Origin of the sequence: Labrenzia sp. VG12 (genome assembly GCF_002237595.1) — a bacterium.
Lineage (GTDB): Bacteria > Pseudomonadota > Alphaproteobacteria > Rhizobiales > Stappiaceae > Roseibium.
Map to the genome: position 1 here is coordinate 3,240,315 of NZ_CP022529.1, position 17,193 is coordinate 3,257,507.

Sequence of the window (17,193 nt, forward strand, 5' to 3'; positions counted from 1 at the left end):
GGCGTTTCGCCGCCCTTCACTTTTGAAAATTCAACCCTTGACGCTGCCGGCCGTCAGGCCCTGGACAAGGAAACGTTCGAACCACAGGAAGATCACGAGCACCGGAACCGTTGCGATCACGGCCCCCGCCATCAGATGCTGTCGCGGCACCTCGGAGGAATTCAGTGAAACGACACCGCGTGACAGGGTGAAGATGTCCGGATCGTCCAGGAACATGAAAGCAAACAGGAACTCGTTCCAGGCAATCATGAAGACATAGAGCGAGACGGAGGCCAGCGCCGGCAGAGACAGCGGCAACGTGATCTTCAGGATCACGCCGATCCGCGACAAGCCGTCCATCAGACCGGCTTCTTCAAGCTCGGACGGCAGCCCGCGGAAATAGCCCTGCAACATGTAGAGCGCCACGGGAATGGTCGTCGCCGGATAAACGATCAAAAGACCGGTCAGCGTGTTGCGCAAGCCAAGCTGCGAGAAGACCGCGTAGAGCGGGATTACCAGCACGATGGCAGGCACCATGTAGATCAGCAGCACGGACCGGGCGAGCATGGCCTGCCCCGGGAACCGCAGCCGCGACACCGCATAGGCGCCGGGCACGGAGAACAGCAAGGTCAGCACGACGGTGGCGACCGAAACAAAGGCGGACACCAGCAGGTAGCGGCCGAAATTGAACTGGGTGAAGAGTTCCACATAGGAGCGGAACAGACCGCTCAGGCCCTGGCTGACATCGATCGAGAGATCGAGCGGATTGGCCAGCAGCGCCTGCTGGCTTTTCAGCGACGTCATGACCATCACGTAGAAGGGCAGCGCCACAATGATGGTGAAAACCACAAATCCGACGCCTTTCGCGATACGGATATAGATGACCTCGCGCTCGTAACGGGACATGGCCCCGAGCCGGGCGCCCGTCAGCGTGACCCGGTTGGCCCCGGTGACGCAGACAACAAAGGCGATCAGACCCAGGCCCTGCCAGACCGGCGCCTTGCCGAGCGGCAGGCTGAACGGCGCCGCAAAACTGGCGACCATCAGAACCAGAAAGAGCACAAGGGCCGACAGCGCCCAGTCCGGCAGTCCGCCCTTGGTCTCGGACGAATGGCGCCAGACAAAGGTGAGCGCGGCGAGCAGGCCGGCGAGGCCGCCGGCCGTTGCCTGCGGTAAAGCAACTTCCCCGGTGATCAGCGTCAGCGTGACAGCAATCACGAGAATGGCGGTGACGCCCCAGACAAGGCCGGTCAGGGCTGTCAGCAGGATACTGCCCGGTCTCATAGGCCTTCCTCCTTCGGCGAGAAGCGGATGAAGATTGTGGCGAAAGTGACGAGCACGACGAAGACGACCACCGCGACGGCGGCCCCTGCCCCGAGATTGGAGAGCGCAAAGCCCTGCTCATAGACATCGACGGTCAGCGTGCGCGTGCCCGCATTGCCGCCGGTCAGCAGGAAGATGTCGTCGAACTTGTTGAAGGTCCAGATGAAGCGGAGCAAGAACAGCACCGACAGGATGCCCATCAATTGCGGCAGGGACAGATACCAGAACTGCTGCAGCGGTGTGGCACCATCCATCTCGGCAGCTTCATACATATCGGTGTTGATCGACTGCATGCGCGCCAGGATGAACAGGAAGGACAGAGGAAAGTAGCGCCAGGCCTCGAAGGCAATGACAGTGGTCAGCGCCAGCGGAAACTCCATGGGAATGCCGAAGAACGAGAACTCGATTGCCCGTTGACCGAAGAAATTGATCGGGTCGGAGACCACGCCCATCTTGGTCAGAAGCGCGTTGAGCGTTCCCGAAAACGGATCAAACAGAACCACCCAGGTAAACGCGACCGCGATCACAGGCGAGACATAGGGAAACAGGAACAGGCCGCGCATCAACCCGCGCCCGGGAAAGACCGTGTGCAACAGCTGCGCTGCAAACAGACCAAGCACCAGGGCACCGCCGGTGCCGAAGATCGTGTAGTAGAACGTGACCCGCAGCACCGACCAGAACTCGTCGGCGCTGAAGATCCGCTGAAAGTTCTCGAAGGTGAAATCGAGATTGGTCAGGACGTTGTTGGCCTCCCCGCTCACCTGCGGCGTGCTGGCACGTTCCGGACGGTTGGCAGCAAGAAACGCCTCCGTCACGGTTCCTTCCAGCCGAAGCCGGTCGCGCCATCCGGGCTCAACCGTCCCGAGGGTACAGGTCAGCGCTGTGCCTTGAAGACTGCAGATATCCGGAACGGTGACAGCATCGAAACCGGCCGGGATCTGGTCTGTCAGAACCACGTTGCGGATCTCTTCCTCCTGCGAGGAGTTGCGCACGCGATATTCCAGGGTCGCGGTGTCGCCGGGCGCTTCCGGCCGGCCGCGCACACGCTCGTTGACCAGCACGGTCGGCGGGCGAAGATCGGCGAGCTGCACCGGTTTCACACTGATCCAGAAATTGGCCAGGAGCGGCCCGGCAACGATCATCAGGATGATGGCAAATGTCGGTGCCAGCATCATGTAGGCCAGCCACATTTCCCGCCGTTGCATGGGACCGACGCCCTTTGGCGGGCCTAAAGAAGCGGTGTCCTGATCTTGCGAGCTCATCGTTCCGGCCCTGTCGTTCGTGCGTGGTGTTCAGGTCTTGATGCGCCCTGCCCCGGCAATGAGGGACAAAGCTTCCCCGATCTCCCGCGCATCGCGCAGGATCCATTCGAGGTGGACAGGCCGGCCTTGGCTGCAGGCAGCGCCTGTCCCTTGGTTTGTCTTGATGGTGATGGGACCCGTCCCGCCTTTTACAGAAGGCGGGACGGTGCAGCGTTACTGGACCTTGGCCAGTTCTTCGTTGAGCTTGGCAACCGTTGCCGCTGCATCGCGTTCGCCGTCGATATATTCGCGAACGTACCGGTTGATCACCTGGCTGTTGATGATCTTGGAGGCAAGCGACAGCTGACCTTCGGTCACGCCCCAGCGGCTGGCGGTATCCAGACCGGATACGATCACGTTGATGGTCTCAGCGTCATAGAGATCCGTCAGCGGCGCCTTGCGGTCGACACCAACCGGCAGCTTGGCCCAGCCATCGACAAAGGCGGTGGCATTGTCCTTGTTGCCGCGGCGCACCGGGAACTTGCCTTCCGGAGCGATCGACAGGGTCGACATGTAGCCGTCGTCCACGGAGAACTCGACAAACTGCATCGCCGCTTCCGTGTCCGCATCGTTGGTGATACCGAAGTAGCGAATGTCACCCCAGGCTGCCCCGTCCGGGTTAGACGGACCCTTGAGGGTCGTCACGATGCCGGTCTTGGAGGCGAGCTCCTTGGAGGTCGGGTCGTCGGTGATGGTCGGCGGGGCGCTGTCACGCAGGCCGGCCAGTTCGTCCAGAATGAAGGGCGACCAGATGATCATCGCTGCTTTGCCGGCAAAATAAAGTTCGCGCGACTGTTTCCAGTAAAGGTCACCGGGAGGAGACGCTTCTGCGATGGCCTTGTAGAATTCCAGCGCCTCGATGGTCTTCTTTTCATCCAGCGCCTTGAACCCGTTGTCGTCGACCGGCGTCACGCCATTGGCCAGAAGCACATGCTCCAGCACCTGGCTCATGAAGTTTTCGTCGATCTTGGTCGCCGCGACAAAGGCGAACATTTCCGGCGGATTGTGCAGTTTTTCAACGGCTGCCAGGATCGCCTCGTAGCTGTCGGGCGCCGCCAGGCCGTTCGCATCGAACAGGTCCTTGCGGTAGACGACCATCTGCGTCCAGCCGTCCACCGGAACGGACGCAATACCGTCTTCCACGGCCGCCATGGCAACAGCCCCCGGTGCAAACGTGTCGGCACCGAGATTTTCAAGAACTTCCGTCGCAGCTTCCGTGTCCAGGATGCCGGCTTCAGCCCAGGGCAGGGCATATTGCAGCGTGTGATAGATCACGTCCGGCAAGTCGCCGGCTGCGAAAGCGGCCGTCGCACGCGTGCCGAGATCGGATTCAGACACCGGAATGACTTCAACCTCGATGCCGGTCTTGTCCTTGAAGGCCGCCGCCATTTCTTCCTGCTTGGCCAGACGCTCAGGCTGCTCTTCCGTTGTCCAGAACCGCAGCGTGTCCGCCTGAGCCGACGTCAGACCAAGTGCGAGCACACCCGCGATGGTCGAGGCCAGGAACTTACTCCTCCCAAACATATTACTCTCCCTTCCTGCCAGAATGTGGCTGTTGGTTCAGCCGGTCCCGGAGCGCATCAGCAAGCGCCTCCGGTGTCTTGCTTGGCGCACCGTCAGACGCGCGCCGGATCAGGTCAGCCTTTGCAAGCGCCTGCAAACTCGACGGATCCTTGCCGTCCAGAACATCGATCAGCATGCGCGCCACTCGGCCACCGGCCTCCTGCGCGCTCTGAGAAAACGTGGTCAGCGGCGGATCGAGATATTCGCCGACCGGCAGGCCGTCATAGCCGATCACGGTGACGTCCGAGCCGACCTTCAGACCGAACTTGCGACAGAACTGCACCGCACCGATCGCCAGCGCATCCGTGACACACAGAAGCGCGGTTGGCGGCGTGTCCTGCGACAGCAATTCCTGGGCACCGGCAAAACCGCCCTTTTCGCCAACGCTTTGCAAGCTCTCCAGACCTGGGTCATGCGCGAGCCCAAGAGCCTCCAGACCCTGGCGATAGCCGTTGCGGCGTTGCAGCGCGAAATTCAGGTCCAGCGAACCACCGATCAACCCGATGCGCTCATGACCCAGGCTGTAGAGGTGGCGCACGCCGTCGGCAAAGGCGGCTTCATTGTCGATATCGAACCAGGCATATCCGGAGGGATCCCGGGTGCGGCCGTGGGCGACGAAGGCGAAATTCTGCTCTTTCAGATAGGCGATGCGCGGATCGTCGACTTCGGTGCGCGTCACGATGAAACCGTCCACTTTGCGCCGCGCGATCAGGCGCTGCATTGTTTCGATCATGTGGCTGCGCGAATGCGCCGTTGTCACCAGCAGGTCCAGTCCCAGCTCGTCCAGGGCCCGGGCAATGCCGTCGATGAATTCCGACAGGAAGGGATCTGCCCCGCTGCCATGACCGACCGGAATAACGATACCAAGCGTATCCTGACGTCCGCGCTTCAGGTTTCGCGCTGTCGCAGACGGCTGGTAGCCAAGATCCTGAACCGCTTTCAGAATACGTTTGCGGGTCTCTTCCGAAATGTCTGTGTAGTTGTTCAGAACACGCGACACGGTGCCCTTGGCGACACCCACGTGCCGGGCCACGTCGTCGATCGTGACGGAACCGCGTATCCGCGACATCTTTCCTCCCCGGATTCTCTCGACCCGACCCTGCCGCAGTCTTGCGCCGCTGCGGCTTTTGTTGAATAAAGTGTTACAAAACCGATTTTGTAAGTCAACAAAATCGGTTTTGGTGCCATGCACTATTTTTTTCGCAGAGCGGGAAGACCCTGTCCCTGCAACAAAACTACGTAGCGGAAAGTTTCGGAACGCAGTTACGGAAAAGAATGCCACCTGCATTGTTGAGAAAGCAGGTGGCCTCTTTTTCAGAGGCAGGCTCGTCCCGTTGGCTAGAAGGGAATGCCCGAAACCAGAATGAGATTGGCGTAAGGCGTGCATTCGCCCGTCCTGATGACGGCTCGCGCCTTGCCGGTCCGGCCTTTGAAGGCTTCGTGCGGAACCCGGACATGTTCGATGGGTTTGCCGATTTCAGCCGCCCAGTGCGCCAGGCGAACCTCGATTTCCGTCGTGAGCTCCGGCGAGGCCTCATCGGCAAAGACGGCCTGCTCAACAACCATTTCGTCAATCAGTGCATCAAGGACATCGAAAAAGCCCGGCACACCCGGACTGACAGCCAGATCGATGACACCGACATTCGGCGGAACCGGTAGTCCGGCATCGGCAACAACGATCTCGTCCAGATGTCCGAGCGAGGCCACAAGCTTGCTCAGATGCCGGTTCAATAGCTTGGTGCGTTTCATGGCCTCTTCCTTTCCTTATGCTGGTCTCTCATGTCAGCGACACAAGAGCTTCGCAGAGCGGCACCGGATCATAATAGGGAGCGGACGCCCGGCTGACGAGGTTCAACCGCACGACGCTGATGCCCCTGGCCCGGATTTCCTGTGCTTCCTCTTCCGGAACACTTTCGTCGACAATGACAAAATTCAACAACTTGTGCACCGGGCAATTGGAACCGGCATCCCGCAACAGATAGGTCAGCAACGTGTGCACCTTGTCCGGCAGGGTCAGCTCGCCCGTTTCCGGATCCGGCCCCAGGCTGGGCACATAGACCTTCGGCACCGTGCGCGAGGCAACCGCCTGACCAACCCCCGCCGGCAACAGATTTGCGACCAGGCTGGTATAGAAACTGCCAGGCGCGTAACAGATCAGATCGGCCGATTGCACCAGTGACCGGTTCCGCTCCGGGAAAACAGCTTCCGCCCGGTCTTTGGCCTTGAGACCCTGGTTGAGAAAGAAGTCCTTGATCGGCGAGGTCAGCGGCGCATGTTCCTTGCCGGTCAGCAGATGCTGGCCGATGACCGTCTCACCATTCGCCAGCTCCGCACCAAGATGCAGATTGTCGTCGGCAACCGCCCGGACGGTTCCCTGCACGCCAACCAGTTTGGACACAAGGAAGATGATCGGTTCAAGCTGTTGGTTCTGATTGAGATAACCACCGGCCAGGATCAGATTGCCGATGCTGGCACCACGAAGGTCGAAACTCTTCGGACAGGCAGCCCGGAATGTGCCGAGCTGGTTCTGAATGAGCGTACGCATCGGTTGCTCGATCGCCTCGACCAGCGGATGGCTCCCGGAAATCATGGCATCCAGTTCGCCAGCCAGATCGGCCTGATCCGCCGTCCTGGCATAGCGATGCGTGAACAACCGGAAGACATCCGGGTGTCCAAGAACCGTTTCGTCGGCCAGCGCCATCAGCCGGCTTCTGAGATCGCCGATGGCCGGCATGTCGAAGGCAAGGCGCAGGCCCTGCGAGCTACCACCGCTGTCGAAAGGTGTAACCAGATGAATGGAATTATGCGTATAGCGTTTCAGTTGCTGTGACACGCCATTGAGGGCTGAACCGCCACTGAAGAACAGCAGCCTTGGCCCCAGTTTGGGGTTGGACAGGAACCGCTCGATCCGGAACGCATCCGGTATGCGCACCGCGCGTGTAATGGTGAGTTCGCTCACGTCGGGCCTTTCGACACTAGCCTTTGCCAGCAAGGCCACCGGCTACCGAAACCCGGAGCGACCTCGAGACAGCGTGTTATCCGATCCAGATAGCACGGAAATCATTGACATTTGTTAGTGTCGGTCCTGTGACCACCTGATCGTCGATTTTTTCAAAGAAACCATGGGCGTTGTTGGCACCAAGCGCTTCCTGAAGGTTCTCACCCGCGTTCCTGGCCTTGGCGGGCGTTTCCGGACCGATAACGGCACCAGCGACTTCTGCCGCTCCGTCGACGCCATCCGTGTCACAGGCAATCGCATGGATACCGGGTGCGCCATCAAGAGCATGCGCGAGCGCCAGCGCATATTCCGCATTGGGCCCACCGACCCCGTTTCCACGCCGCGTTACAGTCAGTTCGCCGCCCGACAGCAGCACCAGCGGCTTGCTGTCCGCCGGGCGCTCGGCCTGCAGCCGAAGGGCGAGGGCTGCATGCTCCGCAGCCACCTCCCGTGCCTCTCCTTCCAGGGCATCACCCAGTATCCGGATCTCACAGCCCTCGGCTTCTGCCAGTGCCCCGGCCGCCTCCAGCGACTGGGAGGGCGCTGCGAAAATCGTGTTCGTTACATTGGCAAGCCTTGGATCGTCCGGCCGCAGCACGCCGGTTGGTGCGGCCAGAACCTCGCTCACGGCAGTCGGCACTTCAATTTTCCATTGCTCGATGATCGCCCTGGCGTCTGCCGCTGTTGTGCTGTCGCCTACAGTGGGTCCGGAGCCAATTTCGGCCGGATCATCCCCCGGCACATCAGACAGGAGCAAGGCAAGCAGTCGCGCCGGAGAGACCGCGCCCGCCAGCTGACCACCTTTCACGCGGCTCAGATGTTTGCGAACAACATTCATCTGGCCAATCGGCGCACCGGAAGCAAGCAGGCTCTGGTTGACCTGCTGTTTCTCCGCCAGGGTGATATTGCCTGCCGGAGCCGTCAGCAGGGCAGACGCACCGCCGGAGATCAGGGCCAGCACAAATGTGTCTTCGTCCAGGGACCCGAGATAATCCAGCAGGCGCTGTGTCGCCTCCTGGCCGGCGGCATCCGGCACCGGATGGGCCGCTTCGACGATCTCGATGCCTTCACAGGGACGCGCATAGCCATAGCGTGTGAGGACCAGACCTTCGCACGGCCCCCATTCGGCTTCGACCGCTTCTGCCATGCGCGCCGATGCCTTGCCTGCGCCGATCACGACCACACGGCCGGACGGTTTTTCCGGTAGAAACGCGGCAAGGCTTTTCATCGGATCTGCGACTTCGACGGCACGCTGAAACAGTTTTCTCAAGAAGTCGTTTTGTGTGCCGTTCATAGGTCGATTTTCCTGCTTTGAAACCAGAGGCTCTGTTTGAGCGCAGGTCACAGGCGAATTTCAAGGTCAAATTGGCGGCGTTCGGTTCCCGGACCGATCCGTTGCGGACGAAATCTGCACAGCTGCCGTTCGCCGGTTGCGTCTTTTTGCACCTGAACCATATCAGTTTAAGCTGAAGGAGACAGAGATGACCGCAACGGCTTTGCAGGCTTTCAACGACGCGATCCGAAACCCGGGCAATCCCGATCATCTCATGGTGATCAAGGATGTGCCCCGCCGGATACGGATCTACCACGGCGCAACACTGATTGCGGACAGCACCAGCGCGCTTCGTGTTCTGGAAATCGGCAAATCCTTTTACGATCCGGTCTTCTATCTTCCCGAAGCGGATCTGAAAACCGGCCTGGTGCCGGTCGACCGGTCAACGCACTGCCCGATCAAGGGAGACGCCAGCTATGTTGCCGTTGACGGCACCGAAATCGGCTGGGTCTACCGCACCCCGATCCCGATGGCCGACAGGTTGACTGCGCATTACGCCTTCTGGCCGGCCAAGGTGCGTGTCGTCGAGGGAGAGTGACCTTGATGGACACAGAGATCAGTCCTTGCCGACATCCTCGACATAAACCAGCGCCCGGCCCTCACAGACCCTCGTGCCATCCGAGGTCTGACAGACGGTTTCCAGATCAACAAGATGCTTTTCAGGCCTCAAGCGTGTGATCGTGACCGAGGCCGTCAGCGGTTCACCAACGGGCGCAGGGGCAAGAAACTCCAGGCTCTGCTTCAGATAATTCGTGCCCCGGCCCGGAAGTTTCACCCCGAGCAGATAGGAGAACAGTCCGCCGATCAGCGGACCCGGAACGCTTTCCGGCACACTTGTGTCTTCACCGGCCAAAAGTGCGAAGTCCTTCATGTCCTGAACCGTATAGCTGCGGGTCAGTTCCGAACGATTGCCGAGTTCCAGGGTCATGCCGCGCCTCCAAGCTTGCAGCTTCCGGAAAGGGTCACGGCTCCGTCGGCGCTGCGCTTGATCTCGATATCGATCATCCCGGGCTTATCATCCCTTTCGAGAAAGGAAAAGGTCAGTTCCTCGTCGGCATAGGACGGGTTCGGAAACATCAGGTTCTGAACCGCGTGGGTCCGGCCGGGAAAAAGCGCCTTCAGATGCGCAAAGACCCGCGTGTAGAGCAGCATGCCATGCGAGACAGTCCGTCCGAACCGGGTTCTGGCCGAAAACTCGGGATCGACATGGATCGGGTTGTCATCACCGGAGAGTCTTGCAAAGGCATCAAAATCGGCCTGTCGCGGGATCCAGGTGAATGTTGCGCTCAAGGGCGCGTCTGCGGTGAGGCTCATGACTCACGCATCCTCCGGTGTTTTTTCGGTCTGAAAACTGTCTTTGAGCACGTTCTTGCGCACCTTGCCGGCCGCCGTCCGAGGCAGATCTTCCACCACCTCGAAGCTTCTCGGGATCTTGTAGGGCGCAAGATGGGTGCGGCACCAGGCGGGCAGAGCGGCGGTATCGATCTCCATGCCCGGTCGGGCGATCAGATAGGCGGCACCGACCTCGCCCCATTTTTCATTTGGCACGCCGATCACCACCGCCTCAAGCACCGACGGGTGGGTGAGCAACACCTTTTCGACTTCGGCGGGGTAAACGTTCTCGCCCCCTGAAATGAACATGTCCTTGATCCGGTCGACGATAAAGTAATAGCCGTCCTCGTCGCGCCGGCCGATATCGCCGGATTTCAACCACCCATCGACCGTAAATGTGCCAAAGGTCGCGTCCGGATTGTCCATGTAACCCGGTGTGATATTCGGACCGCGGAACTGGAGCTCGCCTTCACCTGGCCCTTCGACAATTCCGCCGTCACCATCGATCAGCCTGACATCCGTCAGCAGCTGTGGTTTACCGACAGAACCGATTTTTCTGGCCGCATGCGCCTTGTCCATCAGGAAGACGGTTGGTCCGGTTTCCGTCATGCCCATGCCATTGCAGATGGTAACGCCCCTGCCCTGGAATTCGGTCAGAAGGTGCTTGGGCACCGGCGCCCCACCGCACCCAAGTGACCTGACCGCGTCAAAGCGGGCGGCACCGATCTTGGAAGACAGGGAAAGCGCCTGATAAATGGCGGGCACGCCGAAGAAACAGGTCACCTCGCCGGAATCGATCAGGCCGAGAACGGTGTCCGGGTCGAACTTGCGCATCACCGTCGAAGACCCGCCATTCAGAAAAATCGGCAAGGTCGGCAGGTTGATGCCGGCCGTGTGGAACAGCGGCAGAAAATTGACCCCCTTCTCGCCGATAGAAAGCCCGCTCGCCTGGCTGTAGTTGATCATGTTTGCATAGGCCATTCCGGCCGTCTGAATGACAGCTTTTGGCAGCCCCGTGGTGCCCGACGTATAGAGCAGATACCAGGGGGCGTTCGCCTTGATGCGTCCACATCCGATCGCCGCCGGACTGGCCTCCTCCAACAGCTCATCCAGAAGGCTGCTGCTGTCCGCAGAGGCGCCGAGCGGCAGAAGGTCCATACCGGCGCCATCAGCCAGCTCGTTTGCTGTCTCGGCAAAGGCCTCGTCATGGAACAGCAGCTTTGCGCCAGAGGCTGCCAGGATGGGCCGGAGTTCACCTGCAGGCTGGCGCCAGTTGAGCGGCACCAGCAGAATGCCTGTCTTCTGGGCCGCAAACAGCAGCACAAAGAAGTCGGGATGATTGAGACACAGCGCAGCCACCCGGTCGCCCCTGGCGAGCCCCTTGTTCAGGAGCAGATTTCCGAGACGGCTGGCCCGGGTATTGATGTCGCAAAACGTGAATCGCCGACCTGTTTCATGATCGATAAAGGCGATGGCGTCCGGCGTCAGCTCGGCGCGTTTCGCAGCCATATCGGTAACAAAGTCCATGCATCCTCCCAAACACCCGGCGCTCCAGCGATAGAAGCGGTGCGTCTCAGGCGCGTTTCCTCGTGAAGTCCTTCATGCCTTCCAGGGTGCCTTGCCGGCCGATCAGGTCGAGAAACCTGGTTTTTTCCTGGTCGAGCCGTCGCCGGACCTCTTCGCGGCGCGAAACGTCCCAGACATTCTGACGCGTCACCTGATGGGTCTGCGCATAGCCCTTGCCGAGGTCTTCCACCCAACTGTCAATCGTTGCCGGCAGGTCCGGAACTGGCCCCAAGGCTGCCGCCAACCCCAGTTCAACAGCCTCTCCCGCGCTGATCCGGGTGTTGCGGTACTGGATTGCCAGCGCACGGGAAGTGCCGATCCGGTCGGGCAACAGCGCTGTCCAGCCACCATCCGGCCCGAACCCGACCTGGCTGTAATAGGGCTGGATGAAAGCAGTTTCTGCAATCGCAACCAAGTCGGTTGCCAGCATCAGGCCGGTCGACCCGCCCGTCACCGGACCATTGACCGCTGCCATGACCGGTGCGGGAAACGCAAGCAGATCCAGAATGGCATCATGCAGCCCGCCGACCAGAAGATCGGCATAGGCCCTGAGTTCGATCTGCGAACGGGCATGATCGAGAAACCCGCCGAGATCGCCGCCGGTCGAAAAACTGCTGCCCCGCCCGGACAGGACAAGCGCGACCGGGTCCTTGTCCGCAGCCTCGGCAATTGCTGTTCGCAGGTCGAAAATCAAGGCCGGGATCAACGCATTGTGACGGTCGGGCCGGCTTAGCCAGAGCCAGATGGCGCCATTGCGGCACTCGGTTTCAACGAAGCTCATTGCCGCAACCTCACGGCTTGATACCGTTTTCAATGAGGTCATAGGCGCTTGCGACAAGGTCGGAGATCGGTTTGTCCGACTTGAACACAACGAGCTGTTCCCCCAGCGATCGGGCAATGCCCATGAGCGCCCAGGCCCGGGTTTCACTGTCGCCACTGGAAATCTGGCCGGCCGCTTCGGCCGCCTCAAGCCCCGTGCGATATCCGGAGGCAAAGGCCTTGTAGTATTCTTCATAGGCGTCCGGATCGACGAACAGCGCCTCCTGGACGATCCGGTAAAGATCCGGATGGGCCTGCACGAAATCCAGGAAGGCGTAAAGACCGGCCTTCTCCGCTTCCAGCCGGTTGTCGATACCCTGGGTTGCTTCGGCGATCGTGTGACGCACCAGACGGCCCATTTCCAGCACAAGCTCGGAAAAGACCTGCTCTTTTGTCGTGAAATAGATGTAGAAAGTTCCTTGGGCGACCCCGGCCTCGCTGGTAATATGACCGATGGAAGCGTCATTGTAGCCCTTGGCGCCGATGACTTTCTCGGCCGCAGCCAGAATCGCTCGTCGCGTGGCCTCTCCCCGCGCCGTCTTGGGTTGGTTGGCTGCCACCTTGCTTGGCATGTCCGCCGCTTCGGCCGGTTTGCGCACGTCCGAGGTCCTCCCAAATTCCTGAAACATGAATCAGTATTCATGTTTGTTGTCTGAAAGCAAGAAACTTCTTCAATAAACGGCCGATTTTGCGGATTTTCTAGGCTTTCAGGACACTTGCCGGAGCGATTGGGACACATCCCGGATGGATTTAAACTCCAAAACATGCAAAAATTCATATATGACGTATGGACGCAGGCACGCAATTGACCTTGATCAAGGCCAAAACTTTGCTAAGCAGTTTTGAATGGCTATAACGTAGCCGCTGGTCTTGGTCAGGACGGATTGGACTGAGGCTGGAATGAGGCGCAGGCAAAGGGGCCTGCGAAGAGAGGATCCCGAAGATGGACGTGAACGCGTATCTGGAAGAGCGCCTGGGCAAACTGCATGACAACGGTAATTACCGTGTTTTTGCCGATCTCGAACGCCAGGCCGGCAATTTTCCGCGCGCCAAACGTTATCGTGAGGACGGCAGCATCCAGGACGTGACCGTCTGGTGCTCCAATGACTATCTCGGCATGGGCCAGAACGACAAGGTTGTCGGTGCCATGCAGGACGTGCTGTCGAAATGCGGCGCCGGTGCCGGTGGCACCCGCAACATATCCGGCACCAATCACTACCATGTGCTCCTGGAAAACGAGCTGGCCGACCTGCATGGCAAGGAAGCCGCACTGATCTTTACGTCCGGCTACGTGTCCAACTGGGCCGCGCTTGGCACTCTGGCCTCCCAGGTTCCGGGCATGATCGTCTATTCCGACGCGCTGAACCACGCCTCGATGATCGAGGGCATCCGCCATGCCCGCTGCGAGAAGCGCATCTTCAAGCACAATGACGTCGAGGATCTGGAGCGCCTGATGGCAGCTGACGATCCGGACGCGCCGAAAATGGTTGCCTTTGAAAGCGTCTATTCCATGGATGGCGACATCGCGCCGATCAAGGAACTGTGCGACGTCGCAGAAAAATACGGCGCGCTGACCTATCTCGACGAAGTGCACGCGGTCGGCATGTACGGCCCGCGCGGCGGCGGCGTTGCCGAACGCGAAGGCCTGATGGATCGCCTGACGATCATTGAAGGCACGCTCGGCAAGGCCTTCGGCGTCATGGGCGGCTACATCACCGGGTCGAAGACGGTGATCGACTTCATCCGTTCCTTCGCCTCCGGCTTCATCTTTACCACGGCATTGCCGCCGGCACTGGCCGCAGGCGCAACCGCCTCGATCCGCCACCTGAAGGAAAGCCCGTTCGAGCGCAAGGCGCACAAGGACCGGGTCGCCCAACTGCGTGCGGCACTCGACAAGCGCGGCATTCCGCATATGGAAAACCCGAGCCACATCGTGCCGGTGATGGTGGGCGATGCCAAGAAGTGCAAGTGGATCTCCGACATCCTGCTCGACACCTATGGCGTTTATGTGCAGCCGATCAATTACCCGACCGTGCCGGTCGGCACCGAGCGCCTGCGCTTCACCCCGACCCCATTGCACACGGCCGCCGACATCGAGCAATTGGCGGATGCGATCAACGATCTCTGGTCGCAATGTGCCCTGGCCCGGGCCGTGGCGTAACTGCGGGTAAAGTTTTCTGTTCATTTGGAGCCGCACTTCTTTGAAGGGCGGCTTCTTCTTTTTTCTGCCTGTGCCATCAGGCAAACCAACCGCATTTTTCTCGTCATCCCATGGCTTGACCATGGGATCCATGCCTCGCATTTTCCACGCGAACGAAATCGACAATGAAGCTCAAGGGCACGGATTTCAGGGTCAAGCCCACTGCTGTCCGGTTAAACAGATGCATCTGACCGTATATAGGCTTCGCTGCTTGTTCCAGTCTCCCCCCTGGAGGGGGAGATGTCTCCGTCAGGAGACAGAGGGGGAGCTCGACCTCCCCGCATACAAGGCCTTCTCCGAATTCGAGGAACCGCTGTGCCCCCCTCTGTCCGGTTCCCGGACATCTCCCCCTCCAGGGGGGAGACTGGAACAAGCGGTAAGGCGCTGCGTATCCAGGATTGGGAGAAGCGTAAATATCGACGATGAATCAATGATCTGTTGAAACTGGGCCGACTTATACCGGACAGCAGTGGGTCAAGCCCTGCAATGACGAACCTTGTGCGGCCAGGCTGGTTCGACCAGACAATCGCCCTGTTCCCTTTGCCAGCCCCCCTCCCTGCCCTAGCTACATCTTGGCGTGCCTAGCCCGGAGCGATGCCTATGCGGATCCTGTTTGCCCTTCTTGCCTGGAGCCTTTGGGCCACCGCGCCCGTCGTTTCGGAGGAACTCGACCTCGAACTGGTGCTGCTCGCCGATGCAACAGGTTCGATTGACGACGCCGAAATCCGCTTTCAGCGTCAGGGTTATGCCGACGCGATCACGGACCCGTCAGTGCTGAATGCCATTGCCAGCAACGCCTATGGCAAGATCGCCGTCACCTATGTCGAATGGGCCGACATGTTCTCCCAGGACGTGGTTGTCGACTGGATGGTGATCGACGGCCCGGCTTCTGCCCAGGACTTCGCCACACGCCTGATGGAGCCACCAAGACGGGCGTATGGGCGCAATGCCATTGGAGCAGCACTGCTGAAGGGCAAGGAACTCATCGACACCAATGCCTATACCGGGCTGCGCCGGGTGATCGATCTGTCCGCCGACAGCGCCAACAACTGGAATGGGCCAACCATTTCGGAGGCCCGCGAAGCGGTGGTCTCGTCCGGCATTGTCATCAACGGGTTGGCGGTGCTGTGCCGCCATTGTTCAGGTCGTCCGGTCGCCTATGACCTGGAAGACCGGTTCTTCCGCAACATCATTGGCGGACCGGCCGCCTTTGTTGTCACCGCCGACAGTCCGGAAACCTTCGCTGATGCCGTGCGCAAGAAACTGATTCTCGAAATAGCCGCCCGTCCGGACGACGCCGATGCCATTCTCCGCCAGACTGCCCGGCTTGATACCGGCTTGTCACGTGTTGCCCCCGCCCGGTTCCTCCTGGTTCCGAACTGAAAACTTCCCCTGCGGAATTTCACGATTGCCACACAGGAGTGTCATCTGCTTATGATTTGAGATGACAAAGCAGACCTGCCCTAATGACGCCGTGGGCTTTGGGAGAGAGATGATTAGATGACCACCGGTCTTCTGATGCTGGCGATGTTTACGGTCTGCTACACGCTGCTGGCAAAAACCCTGTCCAATGGCATTCTTACTGCCCCGATCCTGTTTATCGGTTTCGGCGTCCTGATGGCGCAGACCGGACTGTTTCCCTTTGCCGAGGCGGAACATCTCCTGCATATCGTTGCGGAAGTCGCCCTGATCATCCTGCTGTTTCTGGACGCTGCCCAGATCAATCTGAAAGCGCTCCGCGCCCGCCATCAATGGCCCTTGCGCATGTTGATCATCGGCCTGCCGCTCGCCGTCGTCATCGGCACGGCCGTGGCTGCCCCTCTCCTGTCACCGATGCCGCTGCTGGTGGCAGCGCTCGCTGCAGCCCTGCTGGCCCCAACCGATGCCGCCCTCGGCCAAGCCGTTGTCACCAATGAAGCCGTGCCGGAACGGGTGCGCCGGGCCCTCACCCTGGAAAGCGGTCTCAATGACGGCATGGCCCTGCCGATCATTCTCCTGTTCGCAAGCCTTGTCGGCGAAATGATGCAGCCGGAAGCAACCGACTGGCTGCTCTTCGGTGCCAAGCAGCTTGTTTTCGGCCCGCTGGTCGGCGGTGTGATCGGCGCGGTTGGCGGTGTCATGTTCCTCGCCGCCAAGCGCCGCCAGATGACCTCGGTGACCATTGAAGGCATCGGCGCCCTTGCCATGGCGGGCGGCGCCTATCTGGCCGCCGGCATGGTCGACGGCAACGGCTTCATCTCCGCTTTCGTCGCCGGGCTCTTCTTCGGCAATTTCATCAAGGGGCAATGCGCCTTCATCTTCGAATTCACCGAAAGCGAAGGCCAGATGCTGGCCTGGGGCGCCTTCTTCCTGATCGGACTGGCGCTCGTACCAAATGCGATCGTCCACCTGGACGCGACCACGCTCGCGATCATTCTGACCAGCCTCTTCATCGTGCGCCCGCTGGCCGTCTGGCTGTCGCTCGCCGGAACCGACGCGGCGCCTCTCACGAAACTCTTCTTCGGCTGGTTCGGCCCGCGCGGATTGGCAACCGCCCTGTTTGCGCTGCTGATTGTCGACCAGCTCGATCACGACATCGGCGAATATCTTCTGAACCTTGCCGTCAACGCCGTGTGGATCAGCGCGGTGCTGCATGGCGTCACCGCCGTGCCCTTTGCCAAATGGTACGGCGCACGCATGTCCGCCAATGAAGGTGCAGCGGAGATGAAGGCTTCGCCACCGATGAGACCCGACATTTCCACTGACAAGATTTGACCGAAACAGCCAGGGCGAAAACGCC

16 protein-coding genes are annotated in these 17,193 nt (G+C 60.2%); 4 read left to right on the top strand and 12 right to left on the bottom strand.

The features are described 5' to 3' along the window. Positions 1 to 30: 30 nt before the first annotated feature. From CHH27_RS14995 to CHH27_RS15025, 7 genes are all read right to left on the bottom strand, one after another. Positions 31 to 1,263: a carbohydrate ABC transporter permease gene (locus CHH27_RS14995; protein WP_094072307.1), complete on the bottom strand. Its 1,233-nt coding sequence runs from the start codon at positions 1,261 to 1,263 to the stop codon at positions 31 to 33. Then, positions 1,260 to 2,507, bottom strand: coding sequence for a carbohydrate ABC transporter permease (locus CHH27_RS15000; protein ID WP_198338224.1), 1,248 nt, complete (start codon positions 2,505 to 2,507; stop codon positions 1,260 to 1,262). Before CHH27_RS15000 ends, CHH27_RS14995 begins: the two co-directional genes overlap by 4 nt. 270 nt (positions 2,508 to 2,777) lie before the next feature. Further along, a complete protein-coding gene (locus CHH27_RS15005) occupies positions 2,778 to 4,127 on the bottom strand; it encodes an ABC transporter substrate-binding protein (protein ID WP_094072309.1) in 1,350 nt (449 codons plus the stop codon). 1 nt (position 4,128) lies between these two features. Further along, a complete protein-coding gene (locus CHH27_RS15010; protein WP_094072310.1) occupies positions 4,129 to 5,235 on the bottom strand; it encodes a LacI family DNA-binding transcriptional regulator in 1,107 nt (368 codons plus the stop codon). A gap of 269 nt (positions 5,236 to 5,504) precedes the next feature. After that, positions 5,505 to 5,915: a D-ribose pyranase gene (gene rbsD, locus CHH27_RS15015; RefSeq protein ID WP_094072311.1), complete on the bottom strand. Its 411-nt coding sequence runs from the start codon at positions 5,913 to 5,915 to the stop codon at positions 5,505 to 5,507. A 28-nt stretch (positions 5,916 to 5,943) separates the two neighbouring features. Then, positions 5,944 to 7,125: a GAK system CofD-like protein gene (locus CHH27_RS15020; RefSeq protein WP_094072312.1), complete on the bottom strand. Its 1,182-nt coding sequence runs from the start codon at positions 7,123 to 7,125 to the stop codon at positions 5,944 to 5,946. Between the two features lie 76 nt (positions 7,126 to 7,201). Then, on the bottom strand, positions 7,202 to 8,458 hold the full coding sequence (locus CHH27_RS15025) for a glycerate kinase (protein ID WP_094072313.1): 1,257 nt from the start codon (positions 8,456 to 8,458) through the stop codon (positions 7,202 to 7,204). Between the two features lie 187 nt (positions 8,459 to 8,645). On the opposite strand from CHH27_RS15025, the gene CHH27_RS15030 reads away from it, so the two are divergent. Beyond that, positions 8,646 to 9,035, top strand: a complete 390-nt coding sequence (locus CHH27_RS15030) for a DUF427 domain-containing protein (protein ID WP_094072314.1) — start codon at positions 8,646 to 8,648, stop codon at positions 9,033 to 9,035. 18 nt (positions 9,036 to 9,053) lie between these two features. Here CHH27_RS15030 and CHH27_RS15035 read toward each other — a convergent pair whose 3' ends face one another. From CHH27_RS15035 to CHH27_RS15055, 5 genes are read right to left on the bottom strand one after another with little or no spacing between them, the layout of a single operon-like run. Then, on the bottom strand, positions 9,054 to 9,425 hold the full coding sequence (locus CHH27_RS15035; protein ID WP_094072315.1) for a phosphate acetyltransferase: 372 nt from the start codon (positions 9,423 to 9,425) through the stop codon (positions 9,054 to 9,056). Then, positions 9,422 to 9,811 carry a MaoC/PaaZ C-terminal domain-containing protein gene (locus CHH27_RS15040; protein WP_094072316.1) on the bottom strand — a complete coding sequence of 130 codons (390 nt, stop codon included), beginning with the start codon at positions 9,809 to 9,811 and terminating at the stop codon, positions 9,422 to 9,424. The genes CHH27_RS15035 and CHH27_RS15040 overlap by 4 nt, the downstream gene beginning before the upstream one ends. Positions 9,812 to 9,814: 3 nt before the next feature. Further along, complete coding sequence (locus CHH27_RS15045; protein ID WP_094072317.1) at positions 9,815 to 11,356, bottom strand: AMP-binding protein; 1,542 nt, start codon at positions 11,354 to 11,356, stop codon at positions 9,815 to 9,817. A 46-nt stretch (positions 11,357 to 11,402) separates the two neighbouring features. After that, a complete protein-coding gene (locus tag CHH27_RS15050; RefSeq protein WP_094072318.1) occupies positions 11,403 to 12,176 on the bottom strand; it encodes an enoyl-CoA hydratase/isomerase family protein in 774 nt (257 codons plus the stop codon). Positions 12,177 to 12,186: 10 nt separating this feature from the next. Further along, positions 12,187 to 12,813: a TetR/AcrR family transcriptional regulator gene (locus CHH27_RS15055; protein ID WP_247646111.1), complete on the bottom strand. Its 627-nt coding sequence runs from the start codon at positions 12,811 to 12,813 to the stop codon at positions 12,187 to 12,189. 344 nt (positions 12,814 to 13,157) lie between these two features. Here CHH27_RS15055 and hemA point away from each other — a divergent pair, with 344 nt between their 5' ends. The 3 genes from hemA (at position 13,158) to CHH27_RS15070 (ending at position 17,168) form a co-directional block, all read left to right on the top strand. Further along, on the top strand, positions 13,158 to 14,375 hold the full coding sequence (gene hemA / locus CHH27_RS15060) for a 5-aminolevulinate synthase (protein WP_094072319.1): 1,218 nt from the start codon (positions 13,158 to 13,160) through the stop codon (positions 14,373 to 14,375). Between the two features lie 639 nt (positions 14,376 to 15,014). After that, positions 15,015 to 15,797: a DUF1194 domain-containing protein gene (locus CHH27_RS15065; protein ID WP_094072320.1), complete on the top strand. Its 783-nt coding sequence runs from the start codon at positions 15,015 to 15,017 to the stop codon at positions 15,795 to 15,797. 117 nt (positions 15,798 to 15,914) lie between these two features. Then, positions 15,915 to 17,168: a cation:proton antiporter gene (locus CHH27_RS15070; protein ID WP_094072321.1), complete on the top strand. Its 1,254-nt coding sequence runs from the start codon at positions 15,915 to 15,917 to the stop codon at positions 17,166 to 17,168. Positions 17,169 to 17,193 lie beyond the last annotated feature (25 nt).